16 protein-coding genes and 1 pseudogene are annotated in these 13,221 nt (G+C 69.5%); 11 read left to right on the forward strand and 6 right to left on the reverse strand.

The genetic code is table 11. From position 1 onward, the window contains the following. The first annotated feature begins 6 nt into the window (after positions 1-6). Positions 7-2,214 (forward strand): HelD family protein, encoded by a 2,208-nt coding sequence (locus tag ABD255_RS34320; RefSeq protein WP_344220937.1) that lies wholly within the window; start codon positions 7-9, stop codon positions 2,212-2,214. Here ABD255_RS34320 and ABD255_RS34325 read toward each other — a convergent pair. Next, the gene (locus ABD255_RS34325; protein WP_344220939.1) at positions 2,211-2,741 is read right to left on the reverse strand and encodes a SixA phosphatase family protein; all 531 of its coding nucleotides are present in this window, start codon (positions 2,739-2,741) and stop codon (positions 2,211-2,213) included. The genes ABD255_RS34320 and ABD255_RS34325 overlap by 4 nt on opposite strands. Before the next feature lie 17 nt (positions 2,742-2,758). Beyond that, a complete protein-coding gene (gene metF / locus ABD255_RS34330; protein ID WP_344220940.1) occupies positions 2,759-3,706 on the reverse strand; it encodes a methylenetetrahydrofolate reductase [NAD(P)H] in 948 nt (315 codons plus the stop codon). A 56-nt stretch (positions 3,707-3,762) separates the two neighbouring features. On the opposite strand from metF, the gene ABD255_RS34335 reads away from it, so the two are divergent. Further along, a complete protein-coding gene (locus ABD255_RS34335; RefSeq protein ID WP_344220941.1) occupies positions 3,763-4,833 on the forward strand; it encodes a polyprenyl synthetase family protein in 1,071 nt (356 codons plus the stop codon). A 25-nt stretch (positions 4,834-4,858) separates the two neighbouring features. Here ABD255_RS34335 and ABD255_RS34340 read toward each other — a convergent pair whose 3' ends face one another. After that, positions 4,859-5,278 carry a helix-turn-helix domain-containing protein gene (locus ABD255_RS34340; RefSeq protein ID WP_344220942.1) on the reverse strand — a complete coding sequence of 140 codons (420 nt, stop codon included), beginning with the start codon at positions 5,276-5,278 and terminating at the stop codon, positions 4,859-4,861. A gap of 66 nt (positions 5,279-5,344) precedes the next feature. Between ABD255_RS34340 and ABD255_RS34345 the strand changes: the two genes are divergently transcribed. From ABD255_RS34345 to ABD255_RS34355, 3 genes are read left to right on the forward strand one after another with little or no spacing between them, the layout of a single operon-like run. Continuing rightward, complete coding sequence (locus ABD255_RS34345) at positions 5,345-5,737, forward strand: DUF4180 domain-containing protein (protein WP_344220943.1); 393 nt, start codon at positions 5,345-5,347, stop codon at positions 5,735-5,737. Then, entirely contained in the window at positions 5,700-5,882 is a 183-nt protein-coding gene (locus ABD255_RS34350) for a DUF2071 domain-containing protein (RefSeq protein ID WP_344220944.1), read from the forward strand. Before ABD255_RS34345 ends, ABD255_RS34350 begins: the two co-directional genes overlap by 38 nt. Before the next feature lie 8 nt (positions 5,883-5,890). Beyond that, complete coding sequence (locus ABD255_RS34355; protein WP_344221044.1) at positions 5,891-6,166, forward strand: DUF2071 domain-containing protein; 276 nt, start codon at positions 5,891-5,893, stop codon at positions 6,164-6,166. Here ABD255_RS34355 and ABD255_RS34360 read toward each other — a convergent pair. The 3 genes from ABD255_RS34360 to thiE are packed head-to-tail and all read right to left on the reverse strand — an operon-like array spanning position 6,144 to position 7,653. Then, positions 6,144-6,572, reverse strand: coding sequence for a barstar family protein (locus ABD255_RS34360; RefSeq protein ID WP_344220945.1), 429 nt, complete (start codon positions 6,570-6,572; stop codon positions 6,144-6,146). The genes ABD255_RS34355 and ABD255_RS34360 overlap by 23 nt on opposite strands. Further along, on the reverse strand, positions 6,569-7,000 hold the full coding sequence (locus ABD255_RS34365; RefSeq protein WP_344220946.1) for a guanyl-specific ribonuclease: 432 nt from the start codon (positions 6,998-7,000) through the stop codon (positions 6,569-6,571). Before ABD255_RS34365 ends, ABD255_RS34360 begins: the two co-directional genes overlap by 4 nt. Then, positions 6,997-7,653: a thiamine phosphate synthase gene (gene thiE / locus ABD255_RS34370; RefSeq protein ID WP_344220947.1), complete on the reverse strand. Its 657-nt coding sequence runs from the start codon at positions 7,651-7,653 to the stop codon at positions 6,997-6,999. Before thiE ends, ABD255_RS34365 begins: the two co-directional genes overlap by 4 nt. A gap of 42 nt (positions 7,654-7,695) precedes the next feature. Here thiE and thiO point away from each other — a divergent pair, with 42 nt between their 5' ends. The 6 genes and pseudogenes from thiO (at position 7,696) to ABD255_RS34400 (ending at position 13,189) form a co-directional block, all read left to right on the forward strand. Beyond that, on the forward strand, positions 7,696-8,853 hold the full coding sequence (thiO, locus tag ABD255_RS34375; RefSeq protein WP_344220948.1) for a glycine oxidase ThiO: 1,158 nt from the start codon (positions 7,696-7,698) through the stop codon (positions 8,851-8,853). Continuing rightward, positions 8,850-9,062 carry a sulfur carrier protein ThiS gene (thiS, locus tag ABD255_RS34380; RefSeq protein ID WP_344220949.1) on the forward strand — a complete coding sequence of 71 codons (213 nt, stop codon included), beginning with the start codon at positions 8,850-8,852 and terminating at the stop codon, positions 9,060-9,062. The genes thiO and thiS overlap by 4 nt, the downstream gene beginning before the upstream one ends. A 9-nt stretch (positions 9,063-9,071) precedes the next feature. Beyond that, positions 9,072-9,848 carry a thiazole synthase gene (locus ABD255_RS34385; protein WP_344220950.1) on the forward strand — a complete coding sequence of 259 codons (777 nt, stop codon included), beginning with the start codon at positions 9,072-9,074 and terminating at the stop codon, positions 9,846-9,848. Between the two features lie 278 nt (positions 9,849-10,126). Further along, entirely contained in the window at positions 10,127-11,116 is a 990-nt protein-coding gene (locus ABD255_RS34390) for a lytic transglycosylase (RefSeq protein WP_344220951.1), read from the forward strand. A 111-nt stretch (positions 11,117-11,227) separates the two neighbouring features. Then, positions 11,228-12,979: pseudogene (gene pknB, locus ABD255_RS34395) on the forward strand (Stk1 family PASTA domain-containing Ser/Thr kinase); the annotation flags it as partial. A 30-nt stretch (positions 12,980-13,009) separates the two neighbouring features. After that, positions 13,010-13,189, forward strand: coding sequence for a PASTA domain-containing protein (locus ABD255_RS34400; RefSeq protein ID WP_344221046.1), 180 nt, complete (start codon positions 13,010-13,012; stop codon positions 13,187-13,189). Positions 13,190-13,221: the final 32 nt, after the last annotated feature.

The following is a 13,221-nucleotide window of genomic DNA, read 5'->3' on the forward strand; positions in this document are numbered from 1 at the left end:
ACCCCGGTGGATCAATCCCCCACGTCGACCGATCTCGAGAACGTCGAGCGGGCTGAGCTCGAAGCTGAGCAACAGCACGTCGACCGGGTCTACACCCGGGTCGCCGAAGCCGCCCGGTCCGCTTCCCGGATCGCGGTCGAAGGGCACCAGCGCGGTCAGGCCCAGAACGTCGGCCGCGTCCGCGAGGAAGAGCAGACCGGCCTCTACGAGCGCGACGTCCTGGTGTTCGCCGCCGCTCGCCGGATCGCCGAACTGGACGCCGAGCACGAGGGCCTGGTGTTCGGCCGGCTCGACTCCGACCAGGGCGACGACAGCGAGGCCGCCCCGACCGCCGCGAACCTCGACAAGCTGTACGTCGGCCGGATCGGCGTCCGCGACGAGGAGTACGAGCCGCTGGTGATCGACTGGCGTGCTCCCGCCGCCGAGCCGTTCTACCGGGCCACCTCGACCGACCGGCTGCGCGTCGTCCGCCGCCGCGTACTGCGGAACAAGGGCCCGCGCATCGTCGGCCTCGAGGACGACCTGCTGGCGCCTGAGCGGGCGCCGGAGGACCTGCCGGTGATGGGCGAGGGCGCGTTGATGGCATCGCTGTCCCGGGCCCGCGGCCACACGATGCGGGACATCGTCGCCACCATCCAGGCCGAGCAGGACAAGGCGATCCGGGCCCCTGCCCGCGGTGTCACCGTCATCGGTGGTGGCCCCGGCACCGGCAAGACCGTGGTCGCACTGCATCGCGCCGCCTACCTCCTGTACTCCGACCGCAGGCGCTTCGAGCGCGGCGGCGTGCTCGTCGTCGGGCCGTCGGCCGCCTTCATGGCTTACATCGAGCGGGTGCTCCCCAGCCTCGGTGAGAACACCGTGTCCCTGCGGGCCGTGGGCGAGCTGGTCGACGGCGTCCGCGCGACCGCTGTCGACGAGGCGGACGTCGCCGCGATCAAGGGCTCCCTGCGGATGCGCGGCCTGCTCTCGCGCGCTGCCCGCGATCGGGTGCCGAACGCACCGACCGCGCTGCGGGTCTTCGTCAACGGCGCCACGGTCGAGCTGGACGTGAACCAGCTCGACAACGCCCGCCGCAACGCACTTCGCCGTACTCCGCGCAACCGCGCCGCCGCCGAAGCTCGCAAGGGACTCGTCGCCGCCCTGTGGACGCGGTTCCCCGAAGACCTGCGCAACGGCGTGTACGGCGACCGCGAGTCGTTCGGCGACATCGTCACCGACCTGCCGGCCTTCAGGTCGTTCTTCGCCGCCTGGTGGCCGGTGCTCACCCCCGGCACCGTACTGCGCTGGCTCGGCGACGCCCGGCGCGCTCAGCGGTGGTCGCGTGGTGACTTCACCCCGGCCGAGATCGACCAGTTGGCCGCGGCGATTCGCAGTACGGACGAGTTCACCATCGCCGACGTCGCGCTACTGGACGAGCTCGGGACGCTGCTCGGCCGGCCGCCGGTCGTCGAGGCGGGCAAGGACGAGGAGTTCGACTGGCTGGAAGGCCTGTCGGACGGCGTGAACGAGGTGCTCACCACCTCCGAACGCCGGGCGCGCGCCGTGGCGGCCGCCGACGCGGACGAGCCGGACGAGTACGCCCACGTACTCGTGGACGAAGCGCAGGACCTCTCCCCCATGCAGTGGCGGATGGTCACGCGCCGAGGCCCGCAGGCCAGCTGGACGATCGTGGGCGACCCGGCGCAGAGCTCCTGGCCGGACCCGGCCGAGGCTCGCGCAGCGATGGACTCCATGCTGTCGCACCTGCAGCGGCACTCGTTCCGGCTGTCCACCAACTACCGGAACTCAGCGGAGATCTACTCGTTCGCCGGTGAGGTGATCCGGCAACAGATCCCGGACGCGGACCTGCCGGACGCGGTACGGCGTACCGGGGTGGAGCCGGAGCACCGGATCTTCGACGCCGGCAAGGTGGCGCAGGCCGCGGCCGACGCCGCCGGCGAGCTCCTCCAATTGGTCGAGGGAACCGTCGGGGTGATCGTCCCGCCGAAGCTCCGCGCGTCTATCGACCCGGTTCTGGCCGAGCTCGGCGATCCGCGCGTGGTCGCGCTCAGCCCCCTGGACTCCAAGGGCCTCGAGTACGACGCCGTCGTGGTCGTCGAACCAGACCGGATCGTCAGCGACACCCTAGGCGGCGTTCGAGCCCTGTACGTCGTACTGACCCGCGCCACTCAGCGGATGATCACCGTGAACAGCACCACCCACTGGCTGCCTTAGCCGCGTGGGATGACGTAGTCGACCAGGTCGGCGTCGTTGGCGGTGAGGTCGGACCAGCGGGTGGTGTGGTGGAGGACGGTGAGTCCGCTGGTCGGGTATTTCCGGGTGAGCTCGACGCGTTGTGGGCTGGTGCCGTCGAGGGCCAGTTCGTCGGCGAGCCACGGGACGCCGGGCGCGTGGCCGACCAGGATCACGGTGCGGGCATCGGCCGGGACGTCGTGGAGCACGTCGAGAAGTTCGTCGGTGCCGGCGCTGTAGACGCGGCGGTCGTACCAGACGTCCGTGGCGATCGCGCCGGCCTCGGCGGCACACTGCCAGGTCTCGCGGGTGCGGACCGACGGCGAGCACAGGACCAGGTCGGCTTCGATGCCTTCGGCAACCAGATACCGGCCGGCCGCGGCGGCGTCGGCGCGACCCCGGTCGGCCAGCGGGCGCTCGAGGTCGGGCATCGACTCCGGCGGCACGGCCTTGGCATGCCGGAGCAGCACGAGGGTGCGATCGACGATGAGGTCCGACGGGTCAGCCATCGGCCCAGGATAGGGCGTCAGCCGGACTGGCGGGCTGCGACGACGGAAGGAGCAAGTGGCGAGGGCCGCAGGTTGCGGAACACCTGCCGCGTCGCGGTCGAGCGGTTCAGCGTGATGAAGTGGATGCCGGGCGCGCCACCGGCCAGCAGCCGGTCGCACAGCTCGGTCGCGATCTCGATGCCGACGGCCCGCACCGCGGCCGGGTCGTCGGCGACCGCCTGCAGCCGGTCCGTGACCGGCTTCGGCAGCGCCATCCCGGTCAGCTCGGCCATCCGCTCGATCTGCTTGATGTTCGTCACCGGCATCACGCCCGGCAGGATCGGGATGTCGCAGCCGAGAGCCGCCGCCCGGTCGACCAGCCGGAAGTAGTCGTCCGCGCCGAAGAACATCTGGGTGATCGCGTAGTCCGCGCCGGCCGCCGCCTTGGCCGCGAGCACCCGCGCGTCGGCGTCCAGGTCGGCCGCCTCCGGGTGCTTGTCGGGGAACGCCGCGACGCCGACGCAGAAGTCGCCGAGCGTCTTCACCAGTTCGACCAGTTCGACCGCGTGGTTCATCCCCTCGGGATGCGCCACCCACGGCTGGGACGGACCACCCGGCGGGTCGCCGCGCAGTGCCAGTACGTTGCGGACGCCCGATCCGGCGTACGCGCCGATCACCGAGCGGAGCTCGTCGCGCGAGTGCGCGACGCAGGTGAGATGCCCCAGCGGCGTCAGCGAGGTGTCCTGCGCGACCCGCTCGGTGACCCGGATGGTGCCGTCGCGGGTGGTGCCGCCGGCGCCGTACGTGATCGAGACGAAGGTCGGGCGGAGCTGTTCGATCTCCCGGATCGACCGCCACAGCACCTCCTCGGCCTCGGGGGTCTTCGGCGGGAAGAACTCGAAGGAGAAGGAGGGCACACCACTCGCGAGCAGCTCGCGAATCGTCGGCGTGCTGCCCGGAAGCGTCGACGGAAGTCCGGTGGCCATTGCTCAAGGCTACCGGGACGTGTGCCCGGGCGCCCGGACCGACTACTCTCCGAGACGTGTATGCCGAAGCAGACATCCCGACCGAGATCCAGCGAGCACTGACCAGCTTCCTGGACATCCAGCAGGAACGACTCGCCGCGATCGGGCCGGAGCTCGAGGAGCAGGTCCAGGCGGCGCGCGACGCCACCAGCGGCGGCAAGCGGCTGCGACCGTCCTTCTGCTACTGGGGTTTCCGGGCCGCCGGCGGCAATCCGGAGCTGCCGATCCTGAAGGCCGCCGCGAGCCTGGAGATGCTGCACGTCAGCGCTCTGGTGCACGACGACGTGATGGACTCCTCCGACGTACGCCGCGGCGCGCCGGCCGCCCACCGGCGGTTCGAGGCGCTGCAGCGGGCCAGGTCCGCGGCCAGCGGGACCGGCGGGGACCCGGTCGGGTTCGGGATCGGCGCCGCCATTCTGCTCGGCGACCTCTGCCTGATCTGGGCCGACGAGATGATGCACACCTCCGGCTTCGACGCCGCCTCGCTGGCGAGCGCGTCCAAGTTCTTCGACGCCGTCCGGGTCGAGGTCACGGCCGGCCAGTACCTCGACCTGGTCGCCCAAGCCTCGGGCGAAGCCGACATGGACCGCGCTTTGCGAGTACTGCGGTACAAGGCGGCCACCTACACGGTCGAGCGGCCCCTGCACATCGGCGCCGCTCTCGGTGGCGGCGGGCAGCACCTGATCGACTCCCTGTCGGCGTACGGGTTGCCGCTGGGTGAGGCGTTCCAGCTGCGGGACGACCTGCTCGGGGTGTTCGGCGATCCATCAAAGACCGGGAAGCCGGCCGGCGACGATCTGCGCGAGGGCAAGCGGACCGTGCTCACCGCCTATGCCGTCGAGCACGCCTCCGAGGTGCAACTGGCCGAGTTCGACCGGCTCTTCGGCCGGCCCGACCTCGACTCCGACGAGATACAACTGCTCCGCGAGATCCTCCAGGACAGCCGCGCGGTACAGGCCTGCGAGAACCTGATCACCGAGCGGACCGAGGACGCGCTGGACGCGCTGGATCGGGCTCCGATCGACGACGAGACCTCCCGCAAGGCACTGGCCGACCTCGCCATCGCGGCCACCTCACGCCACCTGTAGACCTGCGTCGGACAGGCCTGAGAATTCAGGCCTTCGCCAGCAGCGCGATCAGGCGGAGCAGATCGGCGGTCACTTCAGGGTGGCCGAGCACGATCAGCTTCAGCGAGCCTCGGTCCTCGTCGTAGGCCGACTCGACCCGGAGCCGGCCGAGGCCGCCCTGGTTGATGGACGCCATCACGTGGGTGCTGATCCGGTCCGCGCCCGCCCGGTCGATCGCGTCGACCTGCACGATGCACGACACCTCGACGTGCCGGTCCCGCTCATCCGCGCCGAAGCCGGCCGCGCTGGTGCCGGTGAACGCCTCCAGGTCCTCCCGCGCGATCCGGTACTGCTTCCCGATCCGGACCGCCTTCAGCCGGCCGTCGCGCACGTAGTTCCGGATCGTCCGCACGTGCAGGCCGAGCCGGTCCGCCACCTGCTCGACCGAGTACAACTCCTGGGCCATCCTAGATGTCTATCACATACCTTAGAATTCCCTATAAATGTACTTAAAGGGAAGGATAGGGAAGTTTTGAACACTTACACCGCCACTACCCCGGTGACGAGCGAGCAGGACGCGGTCGACCTGATCGGGGAGGCGTCTTACTGGCATCAGGCCGAGTGGGTGCTGGTACCGGTCGAGTTGCTGCCGCCCGAGTTCTTCCAGTTGCAGACCAAGGTGGCCGGACCGATCGTGCAGAAGTTCGCCCAGTACGGGATGGGGCTGGTGATCGTCGGGGACGTCTCGACCCACGTCGCGGCGAGCAGTCCCTTCCGCGACTGGGTGCGCGAGTCCAATCGCGGTCGTCAACTGCGGTTCATGCCTGACGTGGCCACGGCGCTAGATTGCCTGCATGGCAGAGGAAGTGACAGCGCAGTCACCGGCGATGGCTCGGCCGGTGATCCTCCGGCAGGGCTGGCGTGACCTGTCCTTCGTGCACTGGGCGGTAGAGCCGGATGCTGTCGCCCACTACTTCCCGGCAGGCACCCAGCCCGACACGTTCGAGGACCGGACGTACGTCGGGCTGGTGCCGGCACGACGGCCAGCAGCACGATCGAGACCCGCGTAGGCGATCAACTGGAGCCCGGGCCGCTAGAGCACTTCCTGACCGCCCGGTGGGGCCTACACGTCCGCAGAGCGGGCCGGACCTGGTATCTGCCCAACGAGCACCCGACCTGGGTACTGCGTGCTGCCGAGCTCCAGAGGTTGGAGGACCACGGGCTGCTCGCCTCTGTCGGACTCGGCGAGCTCAGCAGGCGCCAGCCAGACCACGTGGCCTTCAGCGCCGGAGTACCGGCGTTGTTTGGGCTGCCGACGTCGGCGGGTCGGCCTAGACGACCGGTACGTCGCTGACAAGGTCCGGCACGTCGGCTGCCTCACTGAGGAGGATCCGGAGCTGGCCGGACTCGTTGGCGTCCTCGGCGAAGATCTGCAGGGCCACCTCGACCGTGTCGCGGTCGTGCTCGAGCAACTCGCGCCAGCCCTCCCACAGCACCACCTCCGGCTCACCGGTGGACCGGTCGCTCAGGGAGTCGGCCAGCGCGTCCCAGTTCCGCCCGAACCAGCGAGGCAGATCGAAGGCCGTCGCGCAGACATCGAGGAAGCCGGCCTTGTCGTGCACCCCGGTGCTGTCGAGCTGGACGAAGTTCCAGCCGGCAGACGTCACGCTGCGGCGTACCTGCTCGGTGGTCAGGTCGGTGTGCCAGCGGTAGACGCCAGGCCGCAGGCCCTTGCTCAGGAGGGTGCGCAGGTCAGTCATCCGTTGGTCCCCCCGTCCGCCTGGATCCGGCGGAACGACTGGTAGTGGTCGTCGGTGTAATAACGCTCCTCGCCCTTCCCGGTCACGATCCGGCGGGCGCCGCGGTCCTTCTCGCCAGGGGTCTTCACGGTGTACTCGCGGTAGTAGCCCCGGTCCTGCTTGGGCAGGAGCTTCTCGAAGTTGCCGAACACGGCCCCGTCGCGGCTGTACGGGTACGGCCCGCCCTTGTCGATCAGTTCGAGCGTGTCCCTGGCCTCCTTCGGGAGGTCGGCCACGGCCACGAAGGCGAGGCCGCTCACCGGATCCGTGCTGGGCGCAGTCTGCGACTTCGAAGGGCTGCAGCCGAACAAGGACGCCGCGAGGGTGATCACCAGCATGGCGATCACCACGGCGGCGACGATTCGGGCAGCCTTCGGGTTGTTGATCACCCAGCACTCCGCAGCCGCCTGCTGAACTCCCCCGCGGCCTCGGCGGGATCGTCCGCCTCAGTGATCGCCCGTACTACGACCACCCGGCTGGCCCCGGCCTCGATCACCTGGTCCAGCCTGCCGAGGTCGATACCCCCGATGGCGAACCAGGGCTTCACCGACTGCCGGCTGGCGGCGTACGAGACCAACTCGAGGCCGGCGGCGCTGCGGCCGGGCTTGGTCGGGGTCTCCCAGCACGGGCCGACGCAGAAGTAGTCGGAGCCCTGCTCATCGACAGCGGCATTCACCTGGCTGAAGGTATGAGTGGAGCGGCCTATCACCGGCTCCATCCCGGTGATGGCCCGTGCTGCGTGCACCGGCAGGTCTCGCTGGCCGAGGTGCAGGACGTCTGCTCCAGCCGCGAAAGCGATGTCGGCGCGATCGTTGACCGCCAGGAGCTTGCCGTGCCGCTTGCAGGCGTCGGCAAACACCTCCAAGGCAGCCAGCTCGTCGGCTGCCTCCAGGTCCTTCTGGCGGAGCTGGACGATGTCCACGCCACCACCCAGCGCGGCATCCAGGAACTGCACCAGATCGCCCTGCTTCTCCCGCGCATCCGTACACAGGTAGAGATAGGCGTCCGCCAGCTGGTCACGTACTGCGGTGTGCTCAGTCACAAGGGCCAGCTTGTCATGTGTATACCGTCGTAGTCTGGGCGCATGGCTGATGAAACCTCCGATGTCGTGGTGGTCGGCGCGGGGCTGATCGGTCTGGCGACCGCTTGGCGGCTCGCTGCAGACGGTATCCAGGTGACGGTATGCGATCCGACACCCGGCAGCCAGACCTCTTCGGTCGCCGCCGGCATGCTGGCTCCGGTCACCGAGGTCGAGTTCGGCGAGGACGAACTGCTGGCTCTGAATCTGGCCAGTGTCGCGGCCTGGCCCGCCTTCGCCGAGGAGCTCGAGGCTCTCACCGGGCAGTCCGCCGGCCTCAACCGCACGGGAACTCTCTCGGTCGCGTACGACATCGACGACGCCGCCGCGATCCGGCGGCTGGCCGACTACCAACGGCGTCTCGGCCTGGAGGTGGAGGAGCTCACCGGTCGGCAGACCCGCAAACGCGAGCCACTCCTCGCCGCCGGCGTGGCGGCCGGAGTCTGGGTCCCGGGCGACCACTCGGTCGACAACCGTCAGGCCGTCGCCACCCTGCTCAAAGCCGCCGAGCTCACCGGCGTCCGGATCATCAGGCAACGAGTCACCCGCATCCTCACCACCGGTACTACGGCCGTCGGCGTCGAGCTGGAGGACGGGACCTCCCTCCGGGCCGGCCAGATCATCGCTGCCGCCGGACCCTGGTCCGCGCAGCTGGCGGGAATCCCGGACGAGCTGAAGGTCCCAGTAAGGCCGCTCAAGGGTGAGATCCTGCGCCTGCGAGTCCCCGAGGCGTACCGGCCTGCCCTCAACCACACAGTGCGGGCGACAGCGCGAGGGTTCGCGGTCTACCTGGTCCCCCGGCCGGGCGGCGAACTGGTCGTCGGCGCCACCACCTCGGAGCTCGGCTATGACACCCGGGTGCTCGCGGGCGGGGTCTTCGCGCTGCTACGGGACGCCCGGACGGTTCTGCCGATCACCGACGAGCTCGAATTGGTCGAGACGGTGGCAGGTCTGAGGCCGGCCACTCCTGACAACGCGCCCATCCTGGGACCGTCCGGACTCGACGGTCTGCTGTGGGCGACCGGGCACTACCGCAACGGAGTACTGCTGACTCCGATCACCGCGGACGTCATCGCCGAGACAGTGCGGACCGGAGTGCTCCCGAAGCTTGCCGAGCCCTTCCTGGCGGCCCGGTTCGGGGCAATGCCTAAGGTAACGAGGTGAGTGAGGACATGTTCGTGCTCGTCAACGGCAGTACCGAGAAGATCGCCGCGGGAACCACTGTCGCCGAGGTGGTCGACCGCTGGGCCCGCAGCCCGATCGGGGTGGCCGTCGCGGTGAACGAGGCAGTGGTGACGCGGGCCGAGTGGCCTGGGACCACGTTGGCCGAGGGTGACCGGGTGGAGATCCTCACCGCGGTCCAAGGCGGTTGAGGAGGAACCATGAGTGACGACACCCTGGTGATCGCCGGACGCGAACTGTCGTCCCGGCTGGTGATGGGGACAGGCGGCGCGCCGAGTCTCGAAGTACTGGAAGAGGCGCTGGTCGCGTCCGGGACGGAACTGACCACGGTCGCTCTGCGGCGGCTCGATCCGGCGCAGCAGGGGTCCGTTCTCGACGTGCTCCGCAAGCACGACATCGCGGTACTGCCGAACACCGCCGGGTGTTTCACCGCCGGCGAGGCCGTTCTCACCGCCCGGCTGGCCCGGGAGGCGCTGGAGACGGACCTGATCAAGCTGGAGGTCGTTGCCGACGACCACACACTGCTGCCCGACGCCGTCGAACTACTGGACGCCGCGGAGATCTTGGTGGCCGACGGGTTCTCCGTCCTCGCCTACACCAACGACGATCCCATCCTGGCCCGCCGGCTGGAGCAGGCAGGATGTGTCGCGGTGATGCCGCTCGGCTCGCCGATCGGTTCGGGCCTGGGCATCCGCAACCCGCACAACATCGCGATGATGGTGGAGGCCGCCGGAGTTCCGGTCGTCCTCGACGCGGGCATCGGCACCGCCAGCGACGCCGCGCTGGCGATGGAACTGGGGTGTGCCGCGGTGATGCTGGCCACGGCCGTCACCCGCGCCGAGCGGCCCGCCTTGATGGCCGCCGCGATGCGGGACGCCGTGACCGCCGGGCGCAACGCCTACCTGGCCGGCCGGATCCCGCGGCGTTACCACGCCGCCCAGGCGTCGTCCCCGCTCGAGGGGCGCGCCTCCCTCTGAGACCGCCCCTGAGTCCGCCTCCGAGTTCGCCAGAACTTCGGTTAGATGCCCCCGGCACCTGTTGCCGGGGGCATCTGCTTGGGCCGGAACCCCAGGTCGTGAACGGATTCTGTGACCGGCTAAACGCGATCCGTTGATCGATTGTGAACCACAACCATGTAGTTCAGCGTTGAATTGTAAACATTGCATTACAGCCGTAACAAGTGACCCACCTGCACCTGTTGTCACATCAGTAACACCACTTACCGTCAAGGGACGTTCACACGGGGAGATGGATGATGAGCAGCACGTGGCGAAAAGTCCTGCGGGTACTGACCGGGATCACGGTCCCCCTGGTGGCAGCCGGGGTGATCACCGCCGGGTCGCCCGGCTTCGGGCAGTACCGGGTGAAGAACGGTGACACGCTCAGCCACATCGCGGCGCAGTACGGGACGGATGTCAGGACGCTGGTCGAGCTGAACAGCCTGCCCGGCAACGGCAACGCGATCTACGCCGGCGAGGTGCTCAAACTGCCCGGCAAGGCCTCCAAGGCCAGTCCGGCCAAAGCGAGTCCGGCCAAGCGGTCGCAGCTCGGCCGGGTGACCTACGTGGTGAGGCGCGGCGACACGATCGGCAAGATCGCCAAGCGGTACAAGTGTTCCCAGGCCAACCTGCTCGCGGCCAACGGGCTGAAGCGGTCCGACCACATCTACGCCGGCAAGGCGCTGCAGGTGCCGGTCAAGATCCGCCCGAAGCCGGTCGCCAGGAAGCCGGCCAAGAAGGCGACGAAGAACAACAGCTTCGCCGGCCGGATCTATGCCGACCACATCGTCAGCGCCGCGAACCGCAACCGGGCCACGCTGAAGAACCGCAAGCTGCCGACCCGCGCCCAGATGCGGGCGATGATCGCGGCGACGGCGACGAAGTACGGCGTCGATCCCGAACTCGCGCTGGCCATCTCCTGGCAGGAGTCCGGCTGGAAGCAGCGGGTCGTCTCCCCCGCCAACGCCGTCGGCGCGATGCAGGTCATCCCGTCCACCGGCAAGTTCTCCGCCGGCATCGTCGGCCGCAAGCTCGACCTGCTCAAGCCGCAGGACAACGTCACGGCGGGCGTGGTGCTGCTGAGCCGGCTGACCACGGCGGCCAAGCGGCTCGACCTCGCGATCGCGGGCTACTACCAGGGCCTCGGCGGCGTCCGGCGCAACGGGATGTACCCGGACACGAAGCTCTACGTGAAGAACGTGCTGCGGATCAAGGCCCAGCTCGAGAAGGGCTGGAGCCCGCTCTGACAACGGTGACATGACGGTCACCGAGCGCGGTCCGGCGCGGCGACGGAGCCGCCGCCGGACCGCTTATTTACACTCTCAGAGCAGACAGCTTCGAGAGGCGGCTCACCGCACGTGACGGATGACGTAGACACCCAGGTCGGCGATCGCCTGGTCGGGCGAGTGCTCGACGGGCGGTACCGCGTGGGTGCGCGCGTCGCCAAGGGCGGGATGGCGACCGTCTACGAGGCGCTCGACATGCGGCTGGACCGGATCGTCGCGCTCAAGGTGATGCACCTCGGCCTGGGTGACGACGCCGAGTTCGGCCGCCGGTTCGTGGCCGAGGCGCGGGCCGCCGCCAAGCTGTCCCATCCGAACGTGGTGGCCGTCTTCGACCAGGGCGACGACAACGGCACGCTGTTCCTGGCGATGGAGTACGTGCCCGGCCGCACGCTGCGCGACGTGATCCGCCAGCAGTCGCCGCTGCCGCCCGCGCGCGCCCTCGACCTGCTCGCGCCGGTCCTGTCCGCGCTCTCGGCGGCCCACGACGCGGGCATCGTGCACCGCGACATCAAGCCCGAGAACGTCCTGATCTCGAACGACGGCACCATCAAGGTCGCCGACTTCGGGCTGGCCCGGGCCGTCACCACCACCGGCAACACCGCCACCCAGGGCCTGCTGATGGGCACGGTGTCGTATCTGGCGCCCGAGCTCGTCACCGAAGGCAGCGCCGACGCCCGCTCCGACGTGTACTCGGCCGGCATCCTGCTCTACGAACTCCTCACCGGCAGCAAGCCGCACACCGGTGACACCCCGATCCAGGTCGCCTACGCCCACGTCCACGCCGATGTGCCGCCGCCCTCGCAGCTCTGCCCGGGCATCCCGCCGTACGTCGACGCCCTGGTGCAGCGGGCGACCGCGCGGGACCGGGATCTCCGGCCGGCCGACGCGCGAGTCTTCAGCCGCCAGATCCACCGGGTCCGCAGCGCGATCAACGAAGGCCTCTCGGACGACCCGGAGCTGACCGGCGACCTGACCCTGCCGATCCAGCAGCTACGGCAGGACAACGAGTACGACGACGGCTACTCGCGCGGCACCGGGTACGTCGAGCAGCAGCCGCGCAACGACACGATCGTCGTACCGTTCGAGCCGCCGCGGCCCGTGGTGCGGCGGCCGGCCACGGCGACGAAGGTTCCGCGACCGCGGCAGCCGAAGAAGGGGCGCGGCCTGATCGCGCTCATCGCAGTACTCGCGCTCGCTGTCGGTGTCGGCACCGCCGGCTGGTACTACGGCATCCACCGCTACACGTCCACGCCCGGGCTGCTGCAGATGACCGTGGCGGACGCCAACGCCAAAGCCGTCGAGCTGGGCCTCACGACGACGCTGGCGAACCAGGACTTCTCGGAGGACATTCCGAAGGGCGAGGTGATGGACACCGATCCGGAGCCGGGCGCACGGATCCGGAAGGACGGCGAGATCTCGCTGACCGTGTCGAAGGGCCCCGAGCGCTACCGGGTGCCGCAGCTCGCCGGCCTCGACCAGGAAGCGGCCAAGCGGGCGCTGGAGTCGATCAAGCTGGTCACCGGCCAGATCAACGAGGCGTACTCCGAGACCGTGCCGACCGGCCGGGTGATCGCGTTCTCGCCCAAGTTCGACACGGTGATGAAGCCGGGCGACGCGGTGAACCTGGCGATCAGCAAGGGCAAGGAGCCGATCGCCGTACCGGACCTGACCGGCAAGACCGCCCGGGAAGCCATCCGGACGCTGCGCAAGGCCGGCTTCACCGTCGGCCGCACCGACCGGTTCGACGAGAAGGTCGCCGAGGGCCGGGTGATCAGCCAGACCCCGAACAGCGGCACCCTGTTCGCCAAGGACAAGGTCCAACTGGTCGTCTCGAAGGGCCCGCCGCTGCGCGAGGTGCCGAACGTACGGAGCAAGAAACTCGCCGACGCGCAGAAGATCCTGACCGAGGCCGGTTTCACCGTGAAGGTGGAGAAGGCGCCGTTCAACCTCGGCCTCAACCTGGTCGCGGGCCAGAACCCGGCCGCCGGCCAGAAGGTCAAGCCCGGCACCCAGGTGATCGTCACTGTGGTCTGACCCTTCCGGCGATCGCCGCCCGGGCCTAGGCT

This window comes from Kribbella sancticallisti, from assembly GCF_039530625.1.
Lineage (GTDB): Bacteria > Actinomycetota > Actinomycetes > Propionibacteriales > Kribbellaceae > Kribbella > Kribbella sancticallisti.